The 25,992-nt window shown below is 41.5% G+C and carries 32 protein-coding genes; 2 read left to right on the forward strand and 30 right to left on the reverse strand.

What is annotated here, in order from left to right:
• Positions 1–64: 64 nt before the first annotated feature.
• The 22 genes from phoU to I6G42_RS08435 form a co-directional block, all read right to left on the reverse strand.
• A complete protein-coding gene (phoU, locus tag I6G42_RS08330) occupies positions 65–718 on the reverse strand; it encodes a phosphate signaling complex protein PhoU (RefSeq protein ID WP_000946469.1) in 654 nt (217 codons plus the stop codon).
• An 11-nt stretch (positions 719–729) separates the two neighbouring features.
• Positions 730–1,488, reverse strand: coding sequence for a phosphate ABC transporter ATP-binding protein PstB (gene pstB / locus I6G42_RS08335; RefSeq protein ID WP_000138670.1), 759 nt, complete (start codon positions 1,486–1,488; stop codon positions 730–732).
• 12 nt (positions 1,489–1,500) lie between these two features.
• A complete protein-coding gene (pstB, locus tag I6G42_RS08340) occupies positions 1,501–2,304 on the reverse strand; it encodes a phosphate ABC transporter ATP-binding protein PstB (RefSeq protein ID WP_000049847.1) in 804 nt (267 codons plus the stop codon).
• A gap of 10 nt (positions 2,305–2,314) precedes the next feature.
• Complete coding sequence (pstA, locus tag I6G42_RS08345) at positions 2,315–3,199, reverse strand: phosphate ABC transporter permease PstA (protein ID WP_197906185.1); 885 nt, start codon at positions 3,197–3,199, stop codon at positions 2,315–2,317.
• A complete protein-coding gene (pstC, locus tag I6G42_RS08350; protein WP_001070950.1) occupies positions 3,189–4,106 on the reverse strand; it encodes a phosphate ABC transporter permease subunit PstC in 918 nt (305 codons plus the stop codon). Before pstC ends, pstA begins: the two co-directional genes overlap by 11 nt.
• Positions 4,106–4,984: a phosphate ABC transporter substrate-binding protein PstS gene (locus I6G42_RS08355; protein WP_038805468.1), complete on the reverse strand. Its 879-nt coding sequence runs from the start codon at positions 4,982–4,984 to the stop codon at positions 4,106–4,108. The genes pstC and I6G42_RS08355 overlap by 1 nt, the downstream gene beginning before the upstream one ends.
• A 210-nt stretch (positions 4,985–5,194) precedes the next feature.
• Positions 5,195–6,499, reverse strand: coding sequence for an RsmF rRNA methyltransferase first C-terminal domain-containing protein (locus I6G42_RS08360; RefSeq protein WP_038805469.1), 1,305 nt, complete (start codon positions 6,497–6,499; stop codon positions 5,195–5,197).
• Positions 6,500–7,273, reverse strand: a complete 774-nt coding sequence (locus I6G42_RS08365; RefSeq protein ID WP_038805470.1) for an inositol monophosphatase family protein — start codon at positions 7,271–7,273, stop codon at positions 6,500–6,502.
• Complete coding sequence (locus I6G42_RS08370; RefSeq protein WP_001041968.1) at positions 7,263–7,541, reverse strand: UPF0223 family protein; 279 nt, start codon at positions 7,539–7,541, stop codon at positions 7,263–7,265. The genes I6G42_RS08365 and I6G42_RS08370 overlap by 11 nt, the downstream gene beginning before the upstream one ends.
• Entirely contained in the window at positions 7,542–7,943 is a 402-nt protein-coding gene (locus I6G42_RS08375) for a Spx/MgsR family RNA polymerase-binding regulatory protein (RefSeq protein WP_004246303.1), read from the reverse strand. It abuts the gene before it with no gap.
• 197 nt (positions 7,944–8,140) lie between these two features.
• Positions 8,141–8,761, reverse strand: a complete 621-nt coding sequence (locus I6G42_RS08380) for a TIGR01906 family membrane protein (protein ID WP_038805471.1) — start codon at positions 8,759–8,761, stop codon at positions 8,141–8,143.
• Positions 8,751–9,524 carry a TIGR01457 family HAD-type hydrolase gene (locus tag I6G42_RS08385; RefSeq protein WP_038805472.1) on the reverse strand — a complete coding sequence of 258 codons (774 nt, stop codon included), beginning with the start codon at positions 9,522–9,524 and terminating at the stop codon, positions 8,751–8,753. Before I6G42_RS08385 ends, I6G42_RS08380 begins: the two co-directional genes overlap by 11 nt.
• A 10-nt stretch (positions 9,525–9,534) precedes the next feature.
• Positions 9,535–10,272 carry an acyl-[acyl-carrier-protein] thioesterase gene (locus tag I6G42_RS08390; RefSeq protein WP_038805473.1) on the reverse strand — a complete coding sequence of 246 codons (738 nt, stop codon included), beginning with the start codon at positions 10,270–10,272 and terminating at the stop codon, positions 9,535–9,537.
• Between the two features lie 4 nt (positions 10,273–10,276).
• On the reverse strand, positions 10,277–11,407 hold the full coding sequence (hemW, locus tag I6G42_RS08395) for a radical SAM family heme chaperone HemW (RefSeq protein ID WP_038805474.1): 1,131 nt from the start codon (positions 11,405–11,407) through the stop codon (positions 10,277–10,279).
• A 73-nt stretch (positions 11,408–11,480) separates the two neighbouring features.
• Positions 11,481–11,879 carry a YtxH domain-containing protein gene (locus I6G42_RS08400; RefSeq protein WP_038805475.1) on the reverse strand — a complete coding sequence of 133 codons (399 nt, stop codon included), beginning with the start codon at positions 11,877–11,879 and terminating at the stop codon, positions 11,481–11,483.
• 15 nt (positions 11,880–11,894) lie between these two features.
• Positions 11,895–12,278, reverse strand: a complete 384-nt coding sequence (locus tag I6G42_RS08405; protein ID WP_000895027.1) for a DUF948 domain-containing protein — start codon at positions 12,276–12,278, stop codon at positions 11,895–11,897.
• Positions 12,279–13,067 carry a prolipoprotein diacylglyceryl transferase gene (gene lgt / locus I6G42_RS08410; RefSeq protein WP_038805476.1) on the reverse strand — a complete coding sequence of 263 codons (789 nt, stop codon included), beginning with the start codon at positions 13,065–13,067 and terminating at the stop codon, positions 12,279–12,281.
• Positions 13,060–13,995, reverse strand: coding sequence for an HPr(Ser) kinase/phosphatase (gene hprK, locus I6G42_RS08415; protein ID WP_038805477.1), 936 nt, complete (start codon positions 13,993–13,995; stop codon positions 13,060–13,062). The genes lgt and hprK overlap by 8 nt, the downstream gene beginning before the upstream one ends.
• Before the next feature lie 130 nt (positions 13,996–14,125).
• A complete protein-coding gene (rpsU, locus tag I6G42_RS08420) occupies positions 14,126–14,302 on the reverse strand; it encodes a 30S ribosomal protein S21 (RefSeq protein ID WP_000048054.1) in 177 nt (58 codons plus the stop codon).
• 158 nt (positions 14,303–14,460) lie between these two features.
• Positions 14,461–15,084, reverse strand: a complete 624-nt coding sequence (locus tag I6G42_RS08425) for a Type 1 glutamine amidotransferase-like domain-containing protein (RefSeq protein WP_038805478.1) — start codon at positions 15,082–15,084, stop codon at positions 14,461–14,463.
• Positions 15,085–15,097: 13 nt separating this feature from the next.
• The gene (locus I6G42_RS08430) at positions 15,098–15,715 is read right to left on the reverse strand and encodes a class I SAM-dependent methyltransferase (protein WP_038805479.1); all 618 of its coding nucleotides are present in this window, start codon (positions 15,713–15,715) and stop codon (positions 15,098–15,100) included.
• Positions 15,716–15,817: 102 nt separating this feature from the next.
• On the reverse strand, positions 15,818–16,525 hold the full coding sequence (locus tag I6G42_RS08435; protein ID WP_038805480.1) for a glucosamine-6-phosphate deaminase: 708 nt from the start codon (positions 16,523–16,525) through the stop codon (positions 15,818–15,820).
• 150 nt (positions 16,526–16,675) lie between these two features.
• Here I6G42_RS08435 and queA point away from each other — a divergent pair, with 150 nt between their 5' ends.
• Positions 16,676–17,704, forward strand: a complete 1,029-nt coding sequence (queA, locus tag I6G42_RS08440; RefSeq protein ID WP_038805663.1) for a tRNA preQ1(34) S-adenosylmethionine ribosyltransferase-isomerase QueA — start codon at positions 16,676–16,678, stop codon at positions 17,702–17,704.
• Positions 17,705–17,765: 61 nt separating this feature from the next.
• Here queA and I6G42_RS08445 read toward each other — a convergent pair whose 3' ends face one another.
• The 7 genes from I6G42_RS08445 to I6G42_RS08475 all read right to left on the reverse strand — a co-directional run bounded on the left by I6G42_RS08445 (position 17,766) and on the right by I6G42_RS08475 (position 23,758).
• Positions 17,766–18,473, reverse strand: a complete 708-nt coding sequence (locus tag I6G42_RS08445; RefSeq protein WP_038805481.1) for a B3/4 domain-containing protein — start codon at positions 18,471–18,473, stop codon at positions 17,766–17,768.
• Between the two features lie 13 nt (positions 18,474–18,486).
• Complete coding sequence (locus tag I6G42_RS08450; RefSeq protein WP_038805482.1) at positions 18,487–18,939, reverse strand: MarR family winged helix-turn-helix transcriptional regulator; 453 nt, start codon at positions 18,937–18,939, stop codon at positions 18,487–18,489.
• An 88-nt stretch (positions 18,940–19,027) separates the two neighbouring features.
• A complete protein-coding gene (locus I6G42_RS08455) occupies positions 19,028–19,912 on the reverse strand; it encodes a YihY/virulence factor BrkB family protein (RefSeq protein ID WP_038805483.1) in 885 nt (294 codons plus the stop codon).
• Positions 19,913–19,947: 35 nt separating this feature from the next.
• The gene (locus I6G42_RS08460; RefSeq protein WP_038805485.1) at positions 19,948–22,002 is read right to left on the reverse strand and encodes a cation:proton antiporter; all 2,055 of its coding nucleotides are present in this window, start codon (positions 22,000–22,002) and stop codon (positions 19,948–19,950) included.
• 11 nt (positions 22,003–22,013) lie between these two features.
• Positions 22,014–22,268, reverse strand: a complete 255-nt coding sequence (locus I6G42_RS08465) for a hypothetical protein (RefSeq protein WP_000361095.1) — start codon at positions 22,266–22,268, stop codon at positions 22,014–22,016.
• Positions 22,261–22,818, reverse strand: coding sequence for a tRNA (mnm(5)s(2)U34)-methyltransferase (locus I6G42_RS08470; protein WP_038805486.1), 558 nt, complete (start codon positions 22,816–22,818; stop codon positions 22,261–22,263). The genes I6G42_RS08465 and I6G42_RS08470 overlap by 8 nt, the downstream gene beginning before the upstream one ends.
• Positions 22,802–23,758: a TIGR01212 family radical SAM protein gene (locus tag I6G42_RS08475; protein ID WP_038805487.1), complete on the reverse strand. Its 957-nt coding sequence runs from the start codon at positions 23,756–23,758 to the stop codon at positions 22,802–22,804. The genes I6G42_RS08470 and I6G42_RS08475 overlap by 17 nt, the downstream gene beginning before the upstream one ends.
• Before the next feature lie 91 nt (positions 23,759–23,849).
• Here I6G42_RS08475 and I6G42_RS08480 point away from each other — a divergent pair, with 91 nt between their 5' ends.
• Complete coding sequence (locus I6G42_RS08480; protein WP_038805489.1) at positions 23,850–24,215, forward strand: DUF3397 domain-containing protein; 366 nt, start codon at positions 23,850–23,852, stop codon at positions 24,213–24,215.
• 110 nt (positions 24,216–24,325) lie between these two features.
• On the opposite strand, the gene I6G42_RS08485 is transcribed toward I6G42_RS08480, so the two are convergent.
• The gene (locus tag I6G42_RS08485; RefSeq protein WP_038805490.1) at positions 24,326–25,948 is read right to left on the reverse strand and encodes a putative polysaccharide biosynthesis protein; all 1,623 of its coding nucleotides are present in this window, start codon (positions 25,946–25,948) and stop codon (positions 24,326–24,328) included.
• Between the last annotated feature and the right edge of the window lie 44 nt (positions 25,949–25,992).

A 25,992-nucleotide genomic window follows, 5' to 3' on the forward strand; every position in this document is an offset into this window, starting at 1 on the left:
TTATTCAAAAAACAAAGACTAATCTGAGTCGATTAGCCTTTTTAGTGCATATTTAATCCATTTCTTAGAGTTCGACGATTTTACCTGTTTCAAAGTAAACAACCCATTCACAGATATTTTTTGCGTAGTCTCCGATACGTTCCAAGAAAGAAATGACCTGGAAGTAATCACGGCCTGTAACGATAGCTTCAGGATTTTTCCTAATTTCTTCTGTAGCCAAATCACGGATGCTATCAAAGTAATGGTTGATTTTTTCATCCATCGCTGCTACTTCGTAGGCTTGATCCACAGAACCGTTGAGATAGAGATCTAGAGCTGCTTCGACGAAGTTTTTCACATCGCGTCCCATCTTTTTGATTTCTTCTTCAACAGAAGGGATACGTTGCTCCCCCTTCATACGAATGGTCGCCTCAGCGATAGACACTGCATGATCTCCCATGCGTTCCACGTCTGACACTGCCTTGAGAACGGTCAAGACGGTACGAAGGTCTTGCGAAACAGGTTGTTGGAGGGCGATCATTTCAAATGATTTCTTTTCCAACTTCACTTCATATTCATTTACTTCTGCATCGTCTTCGATGACTTCTTTTGCCAAATCACGGTCATGCGTGACAAAGGCACGCACTGTACGATTGATCTGCGAGAGCACTTCTTGTCCCATAGCATAGAACTGGTTGTGCAATTTCTCCAAATCTTCTTCAAATTGAGATCGTAACATCATTCAACTCCTTATCCAAATTTTCCTGTAATATAATCTTCTGTTTCCTTGTTTTGAGGGGAAAGGAACATCTTCTTCGTATCATTAAACTCAATCAAATCTCCATCTAGGAAAAAGCCAGTCTTATCAGAGATACGAGAAGCCTGCTGCATGGAACGCGTTACCAAGAGCATGGTGTATTTGTCTTTTAGACCATACAAGGTTTCCTCAATCTTTCCAGCCGAGATAGGATCCAAGGCCGAGGTTGGTTCATCTAAGAGGATAATTTTCGGGCTAGTTGCCAAAACACGGGCAACACAGACACGTTGCTGTTGACCTCCTGAAAGACCAATGGCTGAATCATGCAAACGGTCCTTGACCTCATCCCAGATAGAAGCACGTTGCAAGGCCTTTTCTACTGCTTCATCAAGGACTTGTTTATCCTTGACTCCATTGATTCGCAGTCCGTAAACAACATTTTCGTAGATAGACATAGGGAAGGGATTGGGCTGTTGGAAAACCATGCCGATTTCCTTACGCAATTCAACTGTATCTGTGCGAGGACTATAGATATTGTGACCGTTGTAAATCACTGTTCCAGTTGTCGTCACCTCAGGGTTTAAATCTCCCATGCGGTTGATGGCCTTGAGAAGAGTTGACTTCCCTGAACCTGATGGACCAATGAGGGCGGTTATTTCCTTGGGTTGGAAAGAAAGAGAAACACTATTCAAGGCCTTCTTTTTATTGTAATAAACGGACAGGTCTTTAACCTGCAAAATCGGTTCTGTCATACTGCTTCCTTTCTAACCAAAGTGTCCCGTTACATAGTCATTGGTAGACTGTAGCTTGGCATTTTGGAAAATGTTGGATGTCTTATCATACTCGATCAAATCGCCCAAGTAGAAAAATCCTGTGTAGTCACTCGCACGGGCGGCCTGTTGCATACTGTGGGTAACGATAATTATGGTAAAATCCTTCTTTAATTCCAGCATTGTTTCTTCCAGCTGGGCTGTCGCAATCGGATCCAAGGCTGAAGCAGGCTCATCCATCAAGAGGATATCTGGCTTGACAGAGATGGCACGAGCGATACAGAGACGTTGTTGCTGACCACCAGAAAGCATCAAGGCTGATTTGTGGAGGTCGTCTTTGACCTGATCCCAAAGGGCAGCCTGTCTTAGAGAGGTTTCTACAATTTCATCAAGTACTTTCTTATCCTTAACACCTGCACGTTCATGAGCAAAAGTGATGTTGCGGTAAATAGACTTGGCAAATGGATTTGGACGTTGAAAGACCATTCCGATATGCTTACGCATCTCATAGACATTGATTTCTGGACGATTGACGTCAATTCCTTGGTAGAGGATTTGACCTGTGACCTTGGCAATGTCAATGGTATCATTCATCCGATTGAGACTACGGAGATAGGTAGATTTCCCAGATCCTGATGGACCAATCAAGGCCGTTATTTTATTTTTTTCAAATTGCATATCGATGCCCTTGATGGATTCATTTTTACCATAGTAAACATGTAAATCCTTGGTTGAGAGGGCCACTTTTTCTTCAGGGAAGGTGATGATATGCTTTTCATCCCAGTTATATTTTGACATGGCTTCTCCTTTAGGCAGCGGTTAATTTCTTGTGTAAATAGCTTCCGAGTTTGCGTGCCCCAAAGTTAAAAATCAAGATAAAGATTAGGAGCACAGCAGCAGAACCTGCTGATACGATAGTAGCATCAGGAATGGTTCCCTCACTGTTGACCTTCCAAATGTGGACAGCCAAGGTTTCTGCTTGACGGAAAATTGAGATAGGACTGGTAACACTGAGGATATTCCAGTTAGACCAGTCAAGGGATGGAGCGGATTGTCCCGCTGTATAGATAAGAGCAGCGGCTTCACCAAAGATACGGCCAGATTCCAAGACAACACCCGTTACGATACCTGGAAGGGCTTCTGGAATGACGACATGGACCACAGTCTCCCAACGAGAAATCCCAAGGGCTAAGCCAGCCTCACGTTGCGTATGGTGAACATGTTTTAAGCTATCCTCAACATTTCGAGTCATCTGAGGGAGGTTAAAGACCGTCAAGGCTAAGGCACCTGAAATAATTGAAAATCCATACTCAAACTGGACAACAAAGATCAAGTAACCAAAGAGACCCACAACGACTGATGGTAGAGAAGACAAAATCTCAATACAGGTACGAATAAAATTGGTCACAGGCCCTTTTTTGGCATACTCAGCAAGGAAAACGCCAGCTCCCATGGATAAAGGAACAGAAATGATCAAGGTAATGACCAAAAGGAAGAAGGAATTATAGAGCTGAATCCCGATACCCCCACCTGCTTGATAAGAGGAGGATTTCCCAGTCAAGAAGGACCAAGAGATGTGCGGTAACCCTCTCACCAAGATATAGAGAATCAAGGACGCCAAAATGGCCACGATGATACCCGCGATGGTATAGAGGACAGCTGTTGCAAGTTTATCTAATTTCTTAGCGTGCATAGTTTTTCTTTCCTCTTTCTTTCGTAATCAATTTAATCACACTGTTAAAGGCCAAACTCATCAAGAGCAAGACTAAGGCCAGCGACCAGAGAACGTTATTATCAACCGTTCCCATGACGGTATTCCCAATTCCCATAGTCAAAACAGAAGTCAAAGTCGCAGCTGGTGTTGTTAGTGAGGTTGGGATAACTGCTGAGTTTCCGACAACCATCTGAATAGCAAGGGCTTCACCAAAAGCACGCGCCATCCCAAAGACCACTGCAGTGAAAATACCTGAACGTGCTGCTTTCAAGGTCACACGCCAGATGGTTTGCCAACGAGTGGCTCCCATAGCTAAACTAGCTTCACGGTAATGACGAGGAACAGCACGCAAGCTGTCTGTTGTCATAAAGGTTACAGTTGGTAGGATCATGACAAAGAGAACGAAAATACCTGACAAAATCCCAAAACCAGTTCCACCAAAGATGCTACGAACAAAAGGCACTACAACTTGCAAACCGATAAACCCATAGACGACTGAAGGAATACCGACGAGAAGTTCAATGGCTGGTTGCAAAATCTTAGCACCTTTGGGTGATACTTCTGTCATAAAGACTGCCGCACCAATGGCAAAGGGAGTTGCAATCAAGGCTGACAAAATCGTCACAATAAAGGAACCCAAAATCATCGGAAGGGCACCAAATTGTTTCCCTGAAGGATTCCAAGTTTGTCCAAAGAGGAAATCAAAGATGTTCACCCCATTGACAAAGAAGGTCGATAAGCCTTTCTGAGCTACAAAAATCAAAATCATCGCCACAATGATGACAATCAAAGAAAGGCAAGTGAAGGTCAAACCTTTACCAAACTTCTCAAGGCGAGAGTTCTTTGAAGGAGAGAGTAATTTTTTAGATAATTCTTCTTGATTCATTATTGACCTCCTTCTACTGCTGTAACGGTACCTGAAGCATCCTTTTGAACTTTCATTTCATTGATAGAGATGTAGCCCATGCCCTTAACAATTCCATTTTGGGCTTCGTCTGAGAGGATGAATTTTAAAAATTCAGTCGCCAACTCATTCGGCTGACCTAGGGTATACATGTGCTCATAAGACCACAAAGGCCAGTTGTTGGTCGTTACATTTTCAGACGTAGGCTCATACCCATTGAGCTTCATGGTCTTGACTGAGTCATCCACATAGGCAAAGGCAAGATAAGAAATGGCTCCTGGAGTTTGGGAGACAATCGACTTGACCATTCCATTGGAATCCTGCTCTTGGCTCTGCATAGCAGATTGGCCATTCATTACGACATTGTCAAAGGTTGCTCGTGAACCAGAACTTGCTGCTCGGTTGATGATTGAAATTGCCAGGTCTTTGCCCCCAACTTCTTTCCAATTGGTCACTTCACCTGTAAAGATTTTGCGAAGTTGCTCGGTTGTGAGATTTTCAACAGCCACTTCTTTGTTCACAATCACTGCCAGACCAGCCACTGCAACCTTGTGGTCTACTAGAGCTGAAGCATCAATTCCATCTTTTTCCTCAGCAAAGACGTCAGAGTTCCCGATGTCTACTGCTCCAGACTGCACCTGAGAAAGTCCTGTTCCCGAACCTCCACCTTGAACGTTGACTGTTTTTCCGATATTTTTTGAACCAAATTCGTCTGCTGCGGCTTCAACCAAAGGCTGAAGAGCAGTTGAACCGACGGCTGTCATGGTTTCTCCACGATCAATCCAGCTTGCACATCCTGCTAGAGAGCCTGCCAGCAAAAGAGTCGCAAGAGATAGGACGAGCTTTTTTCTTTTTTTCACTATTTTTCTCCTTGAACATAATGATGAATGTTCTGATTTCTTCCGTTTGTCCTGATCATCCAATTATCATCAATGGTTGTCCCGCTTGATTTTATCTAGACATTCTTAGGGGCGGACAATTCCATCACATAATATAAGTAAAAATGAAAGACTATCAGAAAAAACTCATACTTCCAATATAACATAGAATAGATTCTTTGACTAGCTTTTTCACTTGAATCTGAGCCCTTTTGGATAATAATTTTTCAAAACATTTCCAGTAACTTTTGCAAAGCCTAATCCGTTTCCTTGAACCACAACTTGATACCAGCCATTTGGTAGACTTTCTGCTAACTGAACTGTCTCCCCAGCCACATATTTTACAAAGTTCTCATCCTTGATTTCTACCCTTTGTTTCACCTGACTTGGTTTTAAGGCCAATCCCAGAGCAAAGCTTGGTTCGAAGCGTTTCTTCTTAAAAGTACCCAGATGAAGTCCATTTCGGGCAATTTTAAGTTTCCCTAAATCAGGTAGCATCTCTGGTAAGAGATAAAGTTGGTCTCCAAAAGTTTGTAGTACGCCAATTAGCGATATTTTTAGATGTTTTTGGGCAAAATCATGCCACAAATCCAGTTGTTCACGACTGAGATTGCTCTTGCTGGCTTTGAATTTAGGTGCTGGATTTTCTCCCTTAAACTGCAGGTGGGCTACAAACTGGCCTTCTCCCTTGAAATGATGAGGGTACATTCGAGCCGTTTCAGGAAGATCAATTCCTGCTACCATACCGTTCACATGCTCGACTGGAAGCAATTCAAAATCATAAGTATCAAGCAACCAGCGGACGATTTCTTCATTTTCCTCAGGTGACCAAGTACAGGTCGAGTAGACCAGACGGCCACCTTCTGCAAGCATGGTCACTGCATCTTCTAGAATTTCCCTTTGGAGACTAGCACATTGACTAGGATAATCGGTACTCCAATAGTCCATGGCATCTGGCTGCTTACGGAACATCCCTTCACCCGAGCAAGGGGCATCAAGGACAATCACATCAAAATAACCTTTAAAGACCTTGGCTAAGCGGTCCGCAGACTCATTGGTCACAACTACGTTTGTAGCACCAAACCGCTCCATATTTTCCACTAAAATCTTAGCACGTTTACTTGAAATTTCGTTGGAAATAAGGACTCCTTGATTAGCCAGATAAGCTGCTAGTTGAGTGGATTTTCCACCTGGTGCTGCCGCCAAGTCCAAGACCTTCATGCCAGGACTTGGTTGAGCTACCTGGGCCACTATTTGAGCTGCAGGCTCTTGCGAATAAACGAAACCTGTCACGTGCTCTGGAGACTTTCCAGAGACCTTACCATAATGCCCCCAAGGTGTATGAGGAATGGCATCTGCAAACGATAGCTGACTTTCTTTTAAGGGATTAACCCGAAAAGCCGATACCGCTTCCTGTTTAAAAGAGGCAAGAAAATCTCTTGCCTCATCTTCTAGTATCGCTTCATATTTTTCAACAAATCCTTCTGGAAATTGCATTTAATTTTCTTTCCTTTCATAAATATAGGACTGAATCTCTTCTTGCATCTCGATTGGCACCATCATGACTGGCTGACGTGTTTGAAAATCAACAGGCTCACCAGAAACTGTAAGAAGACGATACCCCAGACTTTCCCCTAAAATACTAGCCGCAGCGTAATCCCATGGCTGCAAGTAGGTAATATAGGTCAGCAGACGACCCGATAAAACCTTGGCAAAACTAATGGCCGCACTGCCGTAGACACGGACTCCCAAAGCTGCTCGCCCCAAATCCGCCAGGCCCCACTCATTGGTTTCAAACATACCTGAGTTACCAGCCACTAAAAATTCTTGAAGAGATTTCTTTTTAAAAGTTGGTAAGGGCTCATTATTACGACAAGGAGGAAAGGCACCACCACCATGGTAACAATCGCCTTTCATGACATCATAAATGATACCAAATTTGCCCACACCATTCTCAAAATAAGCCAACATCACAGCAAAATCTTCCTGCTGGGCGACAAAGTTATTGGTACCGTCAATGGGATCGATCACCCAAACATTCCCCTGGCCGACTGCAGCACGTAAACAGCCCTCTTCTGCACAAATCAAGTCTTCTGGATAAGATGCTAAAATTCTCTGAACTAAGAGATCCTGAACTTCCTTATCCAAACGCGTCACCAAGTCTGTAGGGGAAGACTTTCGCTCGACCTGCAAATCTTCTTTCATGTGGGCCAAAATGTAATCTGCAGCCTCTTGCACAATCTGTTTGGCAAATTCAAATTTAGTTTCCAAGAGAAATCTTCCCTTCTCTTTTTTCTTTTGCTAATTGAACTGCATGATAGAAGGAATAACCGCTAGCCGTCTCAAATTCGCGGCCTAGGCGTTTTTCTTCACTTTTGCTCGGAACGACAGACTTAAATTCCTTGTAAGACTCTAGCAGTTTTTTTGCTTCTACCTTGTCTTCATAGGCAGCTTCAACATCATTAAAAAAAGAAAGCACTGAAGCAAGTTCTTCAGTGCTCCACGACAAATCTAGTGGGTAACTATACTGTTTGTTCATCTATCCAATACCAGCTCTCAATGTTGCTTCTTTTAGTTCTTGTTTACGGTAACTACGAGGGAGAAAAGCACGAATCTCATCTTCATTAAAACCGATCTGCATGCGTTTGGTATCAATAATAATTGGGCGACGCAAAAGACTAGGATATTGCTCAATCAACTGAAGCAACTCCGATACCGAAATACTCTCTACATCAATATCCAATTTTTGGAAAATTTTTGAACGAGTTGAAATGATGTCATCAGTACCATTTTCGGTCAAGGAAAGAATGTGTTGCAATTCTTTTCTTGTTAAAGGACTGGTCATAATATTGTGCTCCTCAAAAGGAACTTTATGCGTCTCTAACCAGGCCTTTGCCTTACGACATGATGTACAGCTCGGTGATAAAAATAGTGTAATCATGCTTTTCTCTTCTTTATCTATACTTTGCTATTCTTATTATACAAAAAAATAAAGCGCTTGACTAGCAATTTCTAGAAAAAAGCCTATTTTTTTCTAGAAAAATAGACTGTATGCGAACGAATTACTCAATTCCAATGAAGTTAATTCACTCCTCGTAAGAATTTTTAACTTCATCTCTGTTTTATCAATGCAACACATTAAAGTATTCTACGACTTTTCAAATAAAGAAAACCAAAGAAACTTTCATAGAGTCCAAAGAAGAGAAGGAAAGCATGGAGGAAGAAGGTCTCTGGTAAAATCAAAATAACGGGATCCTTTGCGGGATCAAAAAGCCAGGTATCATCTCCCACAAAGAGAATCTGATGGAAGAGAGTAAAGAATTGCTCAAAACCAATCAACACTCCCACAAGCCCAATGATTAGAGGCAATAGCACTAAAGCCAGGATACTTTTACGATATAGGGGTAGAAAGCCTTTTTTTACTATATTTTTAACAAAGAAATAGAAACTTGGCAGTGTCACCAATGTGACTAGCTGAACCAAGTGGAAGAGATTCTTCACCACTGCAAAGTGGTGCAGGCCTGCCGCTGACGAACGAAAATCTGGCATCTCTAAGACCTGACTAAAGGGATTGGTCAGGTAATTCATCAAAATTTGAAAGTTGTACTGAATGGTTTCGGATTTTAGATAGACTCTATCCGTTAAATTCAGCCACTCAATCTCCATAGGATAGAAAATCCAAGCTAGATAAATGGTTAAGAGAATAGAAAGGGAGAGGAAAAAAAGCACACTTCCCCAAAAAGTTAGTTTAGTTTTCATCAAAATCCCACTCCGCAAGACTAGAAAGCACATGAGTTGGGGCGATTGGCAAGTCCGCCACTTCTTCTGCCTTGGTAAAACCTGTCGTCACCAAGAGCGTTGGAATGCCATTGTCAATCCCTGCTCGGATATCTGTCAGGTAGTTATCCCCCACCATGAGCAATTCTTCTCGTTTCAAGCCCAAGTGCTCAACTGCCTTGTCCATAATGATAGCATTCGGTTTCCCGATATAAACCGGTTTGACCCGTGTTGATGCTTCAAGAAGTGTTACAAGTGACCCCGCACCTGGCAAAAGACCACGCTCTGTTGGGATATTAAGGTCTGGATTGGTTCCGATAAAGTGAGCACCTTTTTGGATAGCTAGTGTAGCCGTCGCAAATTTTTCATAGTCGACTTGCCAGTCCAGTCCAACTACCACATAGGCAGGATTTTGCTTATCTTCGACATAACCAGCCGCCTGAATGGCATCCTTGAGTCCTGCTTCTCCGATGACATAGACTGTCTTTTCCAGTCCCAAGTCATTCATATAGTCGATGGTTGCCAAAGTCGCTGTGTAGACAGTTGATAGAGGCGTGTTGATATTAAAATTCTGAGCCAACATCTCTTGAACGCTCTCAGGAGTACGAGTTGTATTATTAGTCACAAAGAGATAGGGAATCTCTCGTTTTTGCAATTCATGCACAAAAGCCTCACCTGCGGGAATCCGGTCTTTTCCCTTGTAAATGGTTCCGTCTAAATCAATTAAATAACCTTTATAAGCCATATCGTCCTTTCTAATTGCCTTTAATTTCTTGCCATGTAATCATAGCTTGGGCATTGATCTCGCCATCACTGATAATCTCATGCTTGCTTTCTAGTCCATTGAGTTCATATGCTGAAGCAATCATACCACCTGGTCGCACTTCTTTGACATATTTGAGATTGATTTTCTTTGGAATATACTTGGTCAAAAAGTCTGCTCCCATGACCTCAAAAATCCAATCCAGATATTTACTATTATTGACATGACCATTCATATCCAAGTCGTAAAAACGAACATGGTAGTCTTTACTGATCGGGTCTTCTAGGTTAGCATACTTCGGCCCACGGATGAGTTTTTTATCAAACTCAGACTGGTAAGGAGCAACAATCTCCGGTTCGACAGCATGGACTTTACGACTATCTCTGTCCATGAGAACAAAGGTTGCCAACATGCGAATGATTTCTTGGCCTGCTTCATCATAGATGGTGAAACGGCGGTAGCAAAAAAGACGATTGTAAGTCAATGCTTCTGTTTCAATCGTAATCTCCTCAGCAAAGCGAGGCAAGCGAACCACGTCAATTTCATAATCCGTGATAATCCAGACCAGATTGTAGCGTTCCAAGACGTCCTTGTCACTGACTCCCAGCTCAATCGATTGCATACCTGATACTTGCAAGGACAGCAAAATCACATCTGGAAGTTTGATATGACCGTTCATGTCCGCCATATCAAAAGGAATTTTCATTTTCATTTGATAAGTTAAACCCATTGTTCTACTCCAAAATAAATCGTTCTGCTACAGTGTCTCCCAAGAAGAGACCTCTCTTTGTCATTCGGACACGATCACCGTCGATCTGCATGAGTCCTTGTTGAACCAAGTCTCTGATGATTTCGCCATAAAGTCCATCAAAGGACCGTCCAAATTTTTCCTCAAATAGTGCCATGGAAACCCCAGATTTCTTGCGGAGTCCCAGAAACATTTCTTCTTCCATCTGCTCCCTTTGACTCAGGTGTTCTTCTGTTATCCGAGCATTTCCTGCCTCTACCGCACTGAGATAGTGGCGGATAGGACCGTGGTTTTTATAACGTACCCCGTTCACATAACCTGAAGCACCCGCACCGATACCATAATACTCGGCATTGTCCCAGTACATGAGATTGTGGCGACTTTCAAATCCGGGTTTAGAGAAATTGGAAATCTCATAATGCTCAAAACCAGCTCGCTCAAGCTCTGCGATGATGTACTCAAACATCTCAGCTTCAAGTTCCTCCTTAGGCAAAGGCAACTTCCCACGTCGCATGCGGTTCATAAAGACCGTATGATTTTCCAAAATCAAGCTATAAAGGCTCATATGAGGAATATCAAGCGAGATAGCCTTAGCTACATTGTCCTTGACCTGAGCCATAGTTTGACCTGGAAGAGCATAGATTAGATCGATGGAGATATTGTCAAAACTAGCCAGTTTGAGGCGGTCGATATTTTCATAAATATCCTTCTCCAAGTGACTACGCCCAATCTTTTTCAGCATTTTGTCATCAAAAGTCTGCACTCCCAAGGAAATACGATTGACTGGTGACTGTTTCAAAACCGCAATCTTATCCGCATCCAAGTCGCCTGGGTTGGCCTCAATGGTCAACTCTTCCAAGACAGACAAGTCTAGATTTTTAGTCAAGCCATCTAAGAGTAGCTCTAATTGCGGAGCTGACAAAGCCGTTGGCGTCCCACCTCCAATGTAGAGAGTTCGCAACTTTTGGATATCATAAGAACGAAACTCCTCTAGCAGATGCTCCAGATAACTATCTACTGGTTGATTCTTGATAAAAACTTTTGAAAAGTCACAATAATAACAAATCTGTGTACAAAAGGGAATATGCACGTAGGCGGACGTTGGTTTTTTCTGCATAGTATTTATTATACCACAAAGACAGGCTTGCAGATAAAAATCACCATCTCCAAAAACCAGAGATGGTGTTACCTTATACTTCAGTAATATCGATGATGATTTCTTCTTGGCCTTCAGCAACGTCTGGAGTTACTGACTGTTCTTGCCACTGCTCCTTGAGATTGTTAAAGGTTTCCTTGGATGCTTCTGTCGCTTGTCGAGCACAGTTTTTAGCTTGGTCAAGGACACTATCAAAAGTGATTTCACCAGATTCTACTTGTTCCTTTGTTTTCAGCACAAAGTCAGTTGCCTGTTCCTTCACTTCTGTCAGTTTTTCACAAACCTGCTCTCTAGCGTATTCTGGATCTTCTCTCAAATCATCTAGAAAATCCTGAGCTTGACTACAAACTTGCTTACCCTTATCACTCGTCAAAAACAAAGCAAGAGCAGCACCAGAAACCGTTCCTAAAAGGATTGAGGATAGTTTTCCCATAAGATTTCTCCTTTTCTATTTTTTGAAAAATTTACTTGCGAAACGAAGAGCGGACAAGCTTGCACCTGTTTTAATGGTCTTTGAACCAGCTGATGAAGCTTTTTTACCTAAAACACGGGCATGTTGGTTGAGATCAGATACTGACTCTGACAAGTCTGCCACAGCCGTAAAGAGTGGATCAATCGTCGCAACTTTGATATTGATATCGTCTGCTAACACATTGACCTTAGCCAGTAATTCATTAGTCTGATGCAAGGTAACGTTCACATCTGAGCTCAATGTTTTGATGGTTTTCTCTGTCTCATCAATCATACGACCTGCTTTTTGAATCGTGATTGTCAAATAGACTAAACAGACGATCAAAGCAATCGCAACAAGAATATATGCAACTTCTAACATTTATTTTTCCTCCTCTGTATGATAGAAAGGGGCTTTCTTCCGATTTTGATAAAGTATGATAAAAATACCGAGTCCGATAAGGACAACTGATAACCATTGGGAAACTCGCAGCCCAAAGAACATAAGACTATCTGTCCGCATCCCTTCGATGATCATACGACCAAAGCCATACCAAATCAAGTAGAATGCCGTGATCTGACCGCGTCTGATTCCTTTTAATTTTCGTCTAAAAATCAAAATCAAAGCAAAACCGATCATATTCCAAACCGACTCATATAGAAAGGTCGGTTGACGATAGCTCCCCTCGATGTACATCTGGTCACGAATAAAGCCTGGCAAATAATCCAGATTATCCACTGCTGCACCGTAGGCTTCTTGGTTAAAGAAATTTCCCCAGCGGCCTAAACTCTGGGCAATCATGACGCTCGGTGCTGCAATATCTAAGAAATCCCAAGTATTAATCAGCTTTCTATCTGCAAAGATATAAAGAACAATAGCCCCTGCTATCAAACCTCCATAAATGGCCAAACCACCATTCCAGATGGCAATGATTTCACCTGGATTTTGCAGGTAATAATCTAAACGAAAGAGTACGTAGTATAGTCTAGCACCTAAAATAGCTACCGGAAAAGCAATCAGGATAAAATCCAAAATATCATCTGATAGAATTTTCTTTTTGGGAGCTTCTTTCATGGCAAGGTAGACAGCCAAGACCAATCCAGCCACAATACACAAAGCATACCAACGAATGGAAAAAGGACCGATTTCAAACGCAACTGGATTAATCATCTTTCACCTCATTTTTGGAGATGAGATTAGTCAAGCGTTCTTCAAATAAACGCGTCGCATCAAAGCCCATTTCCTTAGCGCGATAGTTCATAGCTGCCGCCTCAATAACAACGGAGATATTGCGTCCTGTTTTTACTGGAATGCGGATACGTGGAATCGTTACACCAGAAACTTCGAGTTCTTCGGCATTATTTCCTAGACGGTCAAAGGTCTTATGGGTATCATAATTTTCCAAGTAAACAGCCAACTGGACTTGTGAGGAATCTTTTACAGCACTTGCTCCGTAGAGACTCATCACGTCAATAATACCCACTCCACGAATCTCAAGTAAATGCTTCAATATTTCAGCGGGCTCTCCCCAAAGGGTCATTTCATCCTTGGCAAAGATATCTACACGGTCGTCTGCTACCAAACGGTGTCCACGTTTCACAAGCTCAAGACCTGTCTCACTCTTACCGATACCACTATCCCCTTGGATCAAGACACCCATGCCATAGATGTCCATCAAGACACCATGCACGCTCGTACGTTCAGCCAAACGGGAATCAAGGTAGCTAGATAACTCTCCAGATAAACGACTGGTTGATGTTCGACTGGTTAAAATCGCAATCTTACATTCCCTAGCAGCTTTCAACATTTCTTCTGGCACTACCAAGCCACGAGCAACGATGACAGCAGGTGTTTCAGGTAGAAACATTTTCTTCAAAACTTGATAACGGTTATGGGCAGGCATAGCGACCAAATAGGACCACTCCTTCATCCCTAACAGTTGAATCCGTTCTGGAGTATAGTAATCAAAATAGCCCGTCATTTCAAGACCAGGTCTCATAATGTCCGCAGTGTTGATTTCCTTTTCAAGCAATTCGCCTTCACCATAGACAATATCTAGTCTGAGCTTTTCAATGACTTCTCTTACTAAAACCGACATAATTTCCTCCTTCAATCGAGTTCTCCCTACTATTATATCAAATTGTAGTTGGAAGTTTCCTTTTTTTGCAGGATTTACAGTATTTATTTAAAAATAAAAAGGCTAGATTTCTCTAGCCTTTCATTTCCAATTAGAATTTTTTACGTTTACGAGCTGCTTCTGATTTACGTTTACGTTTTACAGAAGGTTTTTCATAGAATTCACGTTTGCGTGTTTCTTGAAGAGTACCAGCTTTAGTAACCGCACGTTTGAAACGACGAAGTGCATCGTCAAGAGATTCATTCTTACGTACTACTGTTTTAGACATTTTTTTCACTCCCTTCAAGTTCAAGATCTATTCCATTTTACACGCAAAATGAATAAATGTCAAGGAAAAACTGCCAAAACTTATATTATCTTCAATTTTCTTTTTAAAAGGGACAACGTATTAGAATAGATGTCATAATAGCGAAAAAAAAAATTATTTTAATCCTGTTCAGAAACAACTTTTATTTCTTTATCATTTACAATAACAGCTTGTGAATTGTTCATTCGCATTAAGTCGAGCTGATTTTTATAGGTTTCAAAGGTCTTCTTGCTACTATCAGTAAAAGGCTCCTCACCATAATGTGGAAGGATGTAAAACTCCACTTCATCCAATCCCGCTGTATCCGATAACTCTTTCGCTACCGTCTTGTCGTCCATTAGTTTATTGTAGTCAATATCCTTGGCTGTAATGATAGCCCCTGCTGATTCTCCCACATAGACCAACCCATCTCTTATTTGCTCTTTGATGAGAGATAGGAGTTGCTTTTTCTTTAATTCTTGCAATAAATAAAAGGTATTCCCGCCTGAGATATAAAGAATCTTACTTTGGAAAATCTTTGCCTGTGCAGTTTCTCGATCACAAGAAGCAATATCTAGAACCTCTATCTCAAATCCTAAATCTCTGAATGTTTGCTGAGCCTCATCGATATAGGCAGTATAATCCTCTTTGTTCCCAGCGGTAGGAATAAATAAAACCTTGTTTTCTAGATTCTTTTCCTTTGCATAATCGCTAAAAAGCTTTTTGACTCCAGCAAAGTATGAACATAAAAATAATTGTTTCATGATTGTACCTCCATTAGTTTTTAACAATTTTATAAAGGATCCACGATCCCTTTCTTTGACTAGTTATGAGCTCAAAGCCTACTGATAACAAGAATCGTCTAAATGCTTCTTCGCTTTGAACCTCTGGTAAAAAATAAGATAACTTGTTATATTCACAAGCCAGCAAGAGCATCCCGTCTGATTTGAGTACTCTTCGAAGTTCTATAAAAGAAGCCTCTAGATCCTGCCAATGAAAATGAGTTTGAAAGGCTGTGATTAAATCAACACTTTCATCAGAAAAGCCTGTCTCCCTAACGTCTCTTCGTTCAAATTTTAAATTAGTTATCTCTATCTGTTTGGCTTGAGCTACTGCAGCATCTGAAATATCGATTCCAGTTATAGTACTTTGCAGAAAAGTTTCTTTCAGTAGGATGGTTGAACGGCCATTTCCAACTCCTACATCTAAGATTACAGGGTAAAATGTCCTATCCAGATGACGAATTGCCCATACAAACATGGGGAGGTAGGCTCTATTCCACAATTTCATCATTCGTTTTCCTAGAAAGCCCGAAGGGTTCTTTGATTGCTGAATGAGACGAGAAAACAGTAACATCAAAAGTAAAAAACAAGTAAAACCAATTATATAAATCAAAGTCGAGCCTCCTCGTATAGCTATATTATACCACTTTAGCAGGATAGTGAACATTTGAAGTAAAAAGCCACTCACTCCAAAGAGCAAGTGGTTCTTGTAATTTTACTTTTCAAGCAAGCTGAGCGCTTCAGCATCCGCAATAATAGTCACATCAGGGTGGTTTTGTAGGCTACTTGCTGGGAGGTTCTCAGTCACTGGGCCTGATACTGTTCCAGCAATGGCCTCTGCTTTCGACTCACCGTAAGCAAAGAGAATAATTGACTTGGCATCCAAGATGTTTTTAATCCCCATTGAGATGGCTTGAGTTGGAACGTCTTCAATCTTGTCAAAGAAGCGAGCATTGGCTTCGATAGTAGATTGATCAAGTTCTACTAGATGCGTTTGACTGTCAAATGAAGTGCCTGGTTCGTTAAAGCCGATATGTCCATTGCGTCCAATTCCTAAAATTTGGAGATCAACTGGATGATCAGCCAAAATTTGGTTGTAGCGTTCCACTTCAGCTTCAGCATTGTCCTTAATCCCACGGGGTAAGAAGCTTTCTTTAAATGGTTTTTGGTTGAATAAGTGTTCTTGCATAAAGTGGCGGTAAGACTGAGGATTGTCTCCGTCAAGTCCTACATACTCATCAAGGTTTACACTGGTTAGATTTGAGAAATCAAGGTCACTCTCAACGATTTCCTTGTAAAACTCAAGCGGGCTGCTCCCTGTCGCAAGTCCTAATGTTTGAGCACCATTGGCCAATTTTTCCTTCAAAATCTCAAAAGCAACTTTTCCACCTTCAACTTGATTTTCAACTTTAATAACTTTCATCTTTTCATCCTCCGTTTTAATCTATATTTATTATATGGTATAGACCAATTTATGTCAAGTGAAAACGATTTAATTTCTAAAAAAAGAGCGCCCAAACTTGAAACATGTTATAATGGATAAGATTAGAACTTAGAAAGAATGATGAAAAAAATGAATACAGCTGATTTTGATTTCCACTTACCTGAGGAATTGATTGCCCAAACACCACTTGAAAAACGAGATGCCTCTAAACTCCTCATCGTAAACCGAGAAACGGGAGAGTTTCAGGATAAACACTTCCACTCCATTATTGATATGTTGGAACCTGGCGATGCTCTTGTTATGAACGACACCCGTGTTCTCCCTGCTCGCCTTTATGGTCAAAAGGAAGAAACAGGAGGCCACGTGGAACTTCTCCTTCTCAAAAATACTGTTGGTGATGAGTGGGAAGTCCTAGCCAAACCTGCCAAACGCCTCAAGGTCGGTACTCGTGTCAACTTTGGCGATGGTCGCCTCAGCGCTGTAGTTACGGAAGAATTGACCCACGGAGGCCGTATTGTCCGCTTTGAATACCAAGGAATTTTCCTAGAAGTCTTGGAAAGTCTAGGAGAAATGCCATTACCGCCTTATATCCACGAAAAACTAGATGATCGTGAACGTTATCAAACCGTCTACGCTAAAGAAAGTGGCTCTGCTGCTGCACCAACTGCTGGATTGCACTTCACCAAAGAACTGCTCGCAGAAATCCAAGCCAAGGGTGTCCATTTGGTTTATTTGACCCTCCACGTTGGTTTAGGAACCTTTAGACCCGTTTCTGTTGACAATCTGGACGAACATGAGATGCACTCAGAGTTCTACCAACTTTCTGATGAAGCAGCAGCCACCCTTCGCTCTGTCAAGGAAAATGGTGGACGCGTTATCGCTGTTGGAACCACTTCTATCCGCACACTGGAAACCATCGGTTCCAAGTTTGATGGGCAAATCCAAGCAGATTCTGGTTGGACCAATATCTTTATCAAACCTGGATACGAATGGAAGGTTGTCGATGCTTTCTCAACCAACTTCCATCTACCAAAATCAACCCTCGTCATGCTAGTTTCTGCCTTTGCAGGTCGTGACTTAGTCTTAGATGCTTACCAGCACGCTATTCAAGAACACTACCGTTTCTTCAGTTTCGGTGATGCCATGTTTATCTATTAAAAATAGCTCCGCCATTTCTTTAGGATAGTTTATTCCTAAGAGATGACAGGGCTATTTCTGTTTAAAGTGTAATTTCTGGGGACTCAGAAGTTAGATGAACCAGTTTGCCTTGAACACCAAAGTAGTCCTTTACCAAGTCCTGTAATTCTTCCATGGCAACCCGAGCACGTCTTGCCTGTTCAGCATTGATCGCTTCAATCACTAAGACAGCATCTTTTGTCTCTTCTGTCAACATGGTTCTCTGGGCTTCACGCCAGTTTAAACAACGACAGACTGCTCCTTCATCATCGTAATAGATGATTTCTTCAGGTAAAGCAGGCGCATCGTTTTCAGCTCCTAGTGGAAAGAAAGGTTCTCCTCCCTTAGCCTGACCAAGATGAAGATTGCCTACAATCTTGTTCACATCCTCGCCACCACAGGGAACCGCATAAGATAGAGAGACACTATTGTAGATGTCTACCAAGGGATTGATGGGATTAAACTCTCTTCCCTGACTGACCCGCTTAAGTAGGGCTTCAATCGAAGAACGAGCACCTTTTTTCGTTTTGAACTTGCTGAAAGCCTGACGCCATTCTTGAATGACATCATTCTGAGTAAAATTCTCGTCCGAAATGAAATCCTCAGCTCGTTTAGCTCCCTTATCTAGCAAGGTTTTGAAATAGGGATCCTTGCTTTCATCAACTGTATTATCTAATCCCTTTACTACTAAAACGCTAATCTGTGCTTCTGGAAACAAGCCCCAAAATTCATTTTCAACGATAACTTTCATCTTTCACCTCTTATTATAAATAATTTCTTTTCTGGCCTTTTTTGACCATATCCCAATCACTTGTAATATTTTTTCTAACCCGAATTAGTAGGCTCTCCAGTTCCCTGGCTTCTTCCTTAGAAAATCCCTTTAAGGCTGAATTCTCCGAGTAGTGATGTTCAGCAAGGATAAAAGGATAAAGTGCCTCTCCTTTTTCAGTGACAAACCACTCTTTATTTTTCCGATTTGTACTGGTCATTCCTTGTTTTATTAACCCCTTTTCTTCCAGTTTTTTTACTGAACGAGCAACTGTCGAACGGTCAACCTTCAGTAAATCCGACAAGACTTCTTGAATGATTCCTGGGTTCTCCTTGATTCGCACCAAATAAAGATACTGACCACGAGCTAGGTCTATATCACGAAATTCGATATTGGCAATAGAGTCCAAGGCACGTGCTATAATTCCGATTTCGCGTAATAACGACATGTTTCCTCCTCTCGTATCTATGATGATAGAATAGCATATTTTTGTTGCAAATGCAATAAAAGACGCTTTGAAAACAAAGCGTCTTTTTTTATTCTTCATTTTTTAAAAAGAATGTGTTATCACGAAACTTTGGATCCTTCAAACTCTGCACACTGGCATTGATAACTGCTCCGATAATCAGAATCTTTGCGATGAGTATAAACCAGAACATCATCACCACCACGATAATGGAACTGAAAAATCGGACATCGACTAGATGGTTGACATAGTTATTGAAATAGACAGAAAAGATATTCAACAGAAAGACAAGCGTCAGCAAAACAAAGATACTACCAGGAAAAACGTAGCGAATACGAGGGACTCTGACATTTGGAAGGAAATAGTAGAGCATGACCAAGATGGCAAAGAGCAAGGCATAAATCAAAGGGCCTGTAAAGTCCTGTAGGTAATCAAAGAAAGGACTGTCTGATTGCCAGTAAGTTTTGAGCAGGTTGAGCAACATACGCCCAAACATACTCAAAAATAAGGCTAGGGCAAAAAGAATTTGCAAGCCAAAGCTGACGAGTAAACTCATCAATTGATGGGAGATAATACCTCGGCTCTTGGCCACTCCATAGGCCTTATTAAAAGCTTTTTGGAGGAAATCCATTGATTTCGAGAAGGTCCAAAGGGCAGACAAGACTGCAAAACTCAGCAAACCAGTCGATGGTTGAGTCAAGACTTCTCGGGCAATCTTTGCGACCACATCATAGACCGTATCCGGCACAAATTCCTTGATGGTGAGCAAAAAATTTGAAATCGGAATTTGAAAATAGGGCAAAATATTGACCACTATCATCAGCAAGGGGAAGATTGAAACCAACCAATAGTAGGCAACTGCAACACTGGTCAACTCACTATCAGATGCTTGATAATAATGCAAAAAAGCTTTCAATAAGGGCCTGTCCATCAGCTCTTTCCACCACTTTTTCATGTTGCGATCCTCCTAATACAAGTTGATTTTCTAAACTAATTTCTTCTGACTAATTCCATCATATCATAGGGTAGGGTATTTGCGGCTTCTTTTAGAGAATAATTCTCAAGATTATTGACATTTTGCCGTAATTTCTTGGCATACTTGGTTGTAATCAATTTCTTCTCTTCGAATTCAAAGATTAACTTACGTTCTAGGTAGTAACCTCTTAGCATTTCATCGATATTGTTTGGCTTGATGCGATTGATAACACGTTCGACAAAGGCACCACTACCGATAATGGCCGTCTCGCGCAGACGAGACTCTTGCATAAAACTAATCAGAGAACTCTTGTAAACCCCTTTGAGATTTTCCAAACTTTCGATAATCAACTCTGTATTTTCCAGATAGAGTTCGGATATTTGATCATAATCAATAGCTCGAAGGCGGCGTTGCTCCTTGTCATTCCAACTACGGAAGGTCTGACCAAGAGTCAGCAACTCATGAAGGAGAAAACGTAAGATACGGAGTGATACAAGGAAGTAATAAGTAAGACGAGATGCTACCTTACGATTGATACTCTGCTCCATATTTTTCAGATAGCGTTGATAAACTTGATAACCACGCTCACCGATTCTCCCTTCCTCGTAAGCCTGTTCCAAACCATCACTTTCGATACTCAAGATGAGGAGTTTTAAAGCCTCCCAGTCCTCTTGAGCTCTCTTATTTTCCTGACTAAGGATGAGGTTTTCAATCCGACCATGGTAATTGTCAATAGCTGCATACAGAGGAAGTTTGTTCTTGTGATGGTCTAGCTCTTTTTCTAATTCTGTAGCTACATCATTCAAAATCGCTATATGCATCAAGTGATCCTTGCTTTCCTCTTGTTCCTCAGATAAGTGAGGGAGAACCAGCAAACCCGTTAAAAAGCTCAATAGTGTAACGCCTGCTACTAGAAAAAGTAAGAGGGGATACTCCTGCTCTAGATTGCTTGGTATGAGAAGAATGGTTGCAATAGATACTGTTCCTTTTACACCAGAGAAGGTCAAAAGAAGCATATCCTTCATGTATTTACGGAGACTTTTCTTGAGGCGGCTTGTTCTCCAAACATAGAAGCCATAAATCATAACAAAGCGAATTGCAAAAAGTAAAAGTGTCAGCAAAACAACCGATACTAATAGTAGTAAGGGGTTATAAAGGGGATTGGTCAGGATAGGTTCTGCTATCATTTCCAATTCCATTCCCAAGATGACAAAGACAGAACCATTGAGCATAAAGGTCACGGTATGCCAAACAGTATCTGTAACAGTATCTACCTGAGCTTCGAGGAGTGTGATTTTTTTGAAACGACTGGCCTTCAAAATCCCTGCAACTACAACTGCGATAATCCCTGAAACATGGATTTCTTCAGCGATAAAGAAGGTCATGAGAGGTAAACTCAGTTCAAGCAAGAGTTCACTCGCTATATCAGTCGCTCGCACACTCAGTAAAAATGTATGCAAGAAACGATTGATCATTGCCGTCACAAAACCGACTGCAAAACCACCAAGGATCGAAAGCGCTAGGGAAGTCCCAGCTTGGCTGAGAGAAAAAGTTCCTGTTGTCCAAGCAGCAAGAGCCATCTGAAAGGCAACCAAACCAGAAGCGTCATTTAAGAGCCCTTCCCCTTTTAGGATATTGGAAACCCGTTTTGGAAAACGAAAACGTTCAGAAAGAGATGCAAAGGCAACCAAATCTGTTGGCCCAAGTGCCGCTCCAACTGCTAAACAGGCAGCTAAAGGAAGAGTCATCCAAAGGAAGTGAGCCATGCCCCCCAAGCTTAAGGTCGAGATAAAAATCACAGGAAAAATCAGAAAGACAACAATCCGCCAATGCTTCAAAATGGACGTAATATCCGCTTCTTCTGCCTCCCGGAAAAGTAAGGGACCAATAACCATGGCCAGAAACAGCTCTGTATTGAGATGAAAGTCCGTATCGGGAACAAATAAGCCAATCCCAATCCCCAAAAGGATTTGCACAAGAGGGAGGGGCAAAAAAGGCAAAAGTTTATTGGTCGTAGTTGAAACGATTAAGACTAATAAAAATAGAATCAGGTAAATTAGTAGTGTCATCTAGACCCTCCTTAGTCTTTTTTACAACAAAATTCAAACATCTCCTTCTGCTCTTGGATCTTCTGATCAATCTTGGAACAGTCTTTGTGCTCAATTTTTTTCTGACATCGTTCCATTTCAAGAGCCACTAATTTTTTCTTTATTTTAAGCATTTTCTTGCTCATATGTGCTTCGTCGAGCACTCCGACTGCTCGCTCGTGATGCGTTGACTCGACAAAATTTTGGCGCATAGCCTCTAATTTCTCACGTAGGTATTGCTTATCCATGTCTATATCTTTCTAATTTCTCAATCATAACTAAAAACGGGGGATTGTTGACTTGGTTGAGTGTCCGATAAATGGCAGCTGTATACTCTTGTTGGTTCAACTGGCTAACAAAATCCAAAACAGCATCCCTTTCAATGTCTCCTCCCTTATGACCATAGTAGATCATAATGGCAATCCTTCCACCCTTAACAAGCAAATGACAAAGCTTTTCAAGTGCTTCAATGGTAGTATGAGGTCGGGTGATAACGGATTTGTCAGCAGAAGGTAGATAACCCAGATTAAAAATCCCTGCCTTAGCTTCTGTCACAAATTGATCAAGTGTCTCATGGCCTTGCAAAATCAACTGAACATTCTCTAAACCTGCCTCATTTAAACGCTCTTGGGTTTTCTCCAAAGCCTGCTCCTGGATATCAAAGGCATAGACTTGCTTGGCTAGCTTGGCTAGAAAAAGGGTATCATGCCCATTGCCCATGGTCGCATCCACTACGATATCCTCTTTTGTCACAACTTCCGCCAAAAAATCATGTGCCATCTCAAGTGGTCTTTTCATTTTTAAACTCCTGTTTTACAGCCTTGCATCCTTGCACACTTCCACGACGGCGCATCTCAGTTTCAATAGCATTTAGCACTTCCCATTTATTGAGGCTCCACATGGGACCAATCAGCATATCTCTAGGCGCATCTCCCGTGATTCGGTGGATGACGATATGCTTGGGAATAATTTCCAGTTGGTCACAAATGACCTTGACATACTCATCCTGACTCATCAGTTGCAAGCGTCCTTCGTGGTAATCCCGCTGCATCCGTGTATTAGTCATGAGGTGAAGCAAGTGCAGCTTAATACCCTGAATATCATTATCTGTGACACAGCGACGGACATTTTCAATCATCATCTCATGAGTCTCACCGGGCAAACCATTGATCAAATGGGAAACAATCTCAATCTTGGGATATTTCCTCAAGCGTTTTACTGTTTCCACATACAATTCATAAGAATGGGCACGGTTAATCAAGTCAGATGTTGCTTCAAAGGTGGTCTGTAAGCCCAATTCTACCGTCACATGCATGCGTTCCGATAACTCAGCCAAATATTCGATGGTTTCGTCTGGTAAACAGTCTGGACGCGTTCCGATATTGATTCCTACTACACCTGGCTCATTGATAGCCTGCTCGTAACGTTCCCGAATCACCTCTACCTTTTCATGGGTGTTGGTAAAGTTTTGAAAATAAACCAGATACTTTTTAACATCTGGCCATTTGCGGTGCATAAAGTCAATTTCCTTATAAAATTGCTCACGGATAGGGGCATCCGGTGCCACGATGGCATCTCCAGAACCAGAAACCGTACAAAAAGTACAGCCCCCATGGGCTACAGTTCCATCCCGATTTGGACAGTCAAATCCCGCATCGATAGGAACTTTGAAAGTCTTTTCTCCAAAAAGTTTTCGATAATAATCATTCAAGGTATTATAAGATTTCATAACTTTCATTATAACAAAAAACACCTACAATCTCAAAAGCCTGACTTTCCAACAAATTCCCTTGTTTCTCATTTCCTTTAGCGTTTTTTTATGATACAATATGGGTATGATTTTAATGAAAATAGCAGCTACTTTATTGTTAGTATTAACCCTCGTGGTCTCCATCATTGTAACAAAACTTTTTAAACTGAAAAAACTAGGACTGAACTTTGCGGATGTAGCTTTTCCACTTTTGGTATTTGAGTATTACCTTATCACTGCTAAAGCCTTTACCCACAACTTTCTACCGCGACTTGGTGTTGCACTTTCTCTCCTAGCCATCCTCCTTGTAGTCTTTTTCCTCGTCAAAAAACGAAGTTTTTATTACCCTAAATTTATCAAATTCTTCTGGAGAGCCGGTTTTCTCCTAACTTTAGTCATGTATATCGCTATGATTATAGAGTTGATGATGCTCACATCCCAATAAATCCCTAGAACAATTGATTCTAGGGATTTTATTTTATAGAAATTTAAGTGTCAGCTAACCCAAACACTTAACAAAGAGCCATCATTTCTTTTAGTTGTAAATCTATGTTACTAAAATCGTTTAAATTTTGCTCGCAAGCGATCTGCTTGAGGTTGCCCAATAATCTTATCTAATAGATGGGTAGCAAGACTCATCAAACCATAGAGTCCTCCCCCGAGGCCTCCGATGAGGGCTACATAAAGGAAACTCCAGAAGCGTCCCGTTGGTTGGAAGAAAAATCCTAAAATCCACTGTAGGAAACCAACCAAAATAAACATGACCATGGTCAAAATCATAATCAAAATTGTCCGTTTTAAGATAATCTTACGACGTGCACCCGTCACCTGACAAATATCTCGGTACATCAGAACATTTGGAATGATGAGACCGATAGTCGTTGAGATCAAGGGACCATAACTATGGAAAATGGCAATAGCTGGTAACTGCAAGACTAACTTAGCAATTGATCCATAGACAAAGTAAAGAACTGCCTTGCGGTTTCGGAACATGGCCTGAAGCATGGGTGACAAGACCATGTACAAACCTAAAATAGTAGACTGCAAAACCGCAAAGACAAACAAGCCCATGGCCAGACTATCTGGCTTGCCATAAAAAACTGTATAGAGAGGCTCCCCTACCATGACGACTCCAACTGTTGCTGGTAAGAGAAACATAAAGAGCATGGTCATACTATCTTGAACTAGACGAGCAGCAGCTCTCAAATCACCTTTGACATAATTTTCCGTCAAAAGTGGCAAGCCGACACTTCCAATCGAGACACCAACAGAGATCAAAATCATGGTGATTTTATTAGGATTGGCTGAGAAATAAGAAAACATGACAACCAAGTCTTCATTGCTGTAGTTGGTAAACCAGGTCATGCTATTGATGAAGGTCATCTGGTCTAAAATCTGGAAGAGCTGGATGGCTGATCCTGTCAGGATAAAGGGAATGGCTTCCTTGATGGTATCAACCAAGAGTCGCTTGCTATTGATCTTATCTCGTGTTTCAAATACTTTTTGGAGCAGTCCCTCCTTGGAAAGAAAATAAATCAAGACTGCAAAACTAGCCACCATTCCCACAAAGGCAGCAAAGGTAGACTGAGTAACCGCTGATAAGTAATCACCAGAACCCATCTTCATGATAATAAAAGTAGCCAGCAACATCCAGATAACACGGATCACCTGCTCGGCGATTTGACTCATAGCATAGGGCTTAAGGTTGTTCATCCCTTGGAAGAATCCCCGGATAACACTCATAGACGGGAAAATCAAGACCGCCCAAGCCAAACTCTGCATGATAGGAATCAAGTCTTTCCCCACACCTGATAAGTCTGCTAACCAGGGAGAAAAGAGATACAAGACCAAGGCAAAGACTAGTCCCAAGCCCGTCATAAAGCCTAGAAAACTCCGAATCAAGGCAAAGCTATGCTCTTCTTCTCGCATAGTATTATACTTAGCCACTTGTTTGGCAACCGCAACCGGGATACCCGCTGTCGAAATCAGCAAGAACCAGGCGTAAATATTATAACCCATGGTAAAGAGTCCATTTGCCTTGGCAGCATAGGTCCCCATCCAGATATACCAGGGAATAATATAGATAGCCCCAAGGAGGCGACTAATAAAGTTACTAGCTGTTAGCCAAGCAGTCCCTCGCAACATCTGGGCTTGCTGGTGATTGTTTTCGTTAGACATAGCTTCCTCATTCAATTTTGATAACTAGGAAATTTTCCTCATCT

It is taken from the genome of Streptococcus oralis (genome assembly GCF_016028255.1).
GTDB lineage: Bacteria > Bacillota > Bacilli > Lactobacillales > Streptococcaceae > Streptococcus > Streptococcus oralis_AC.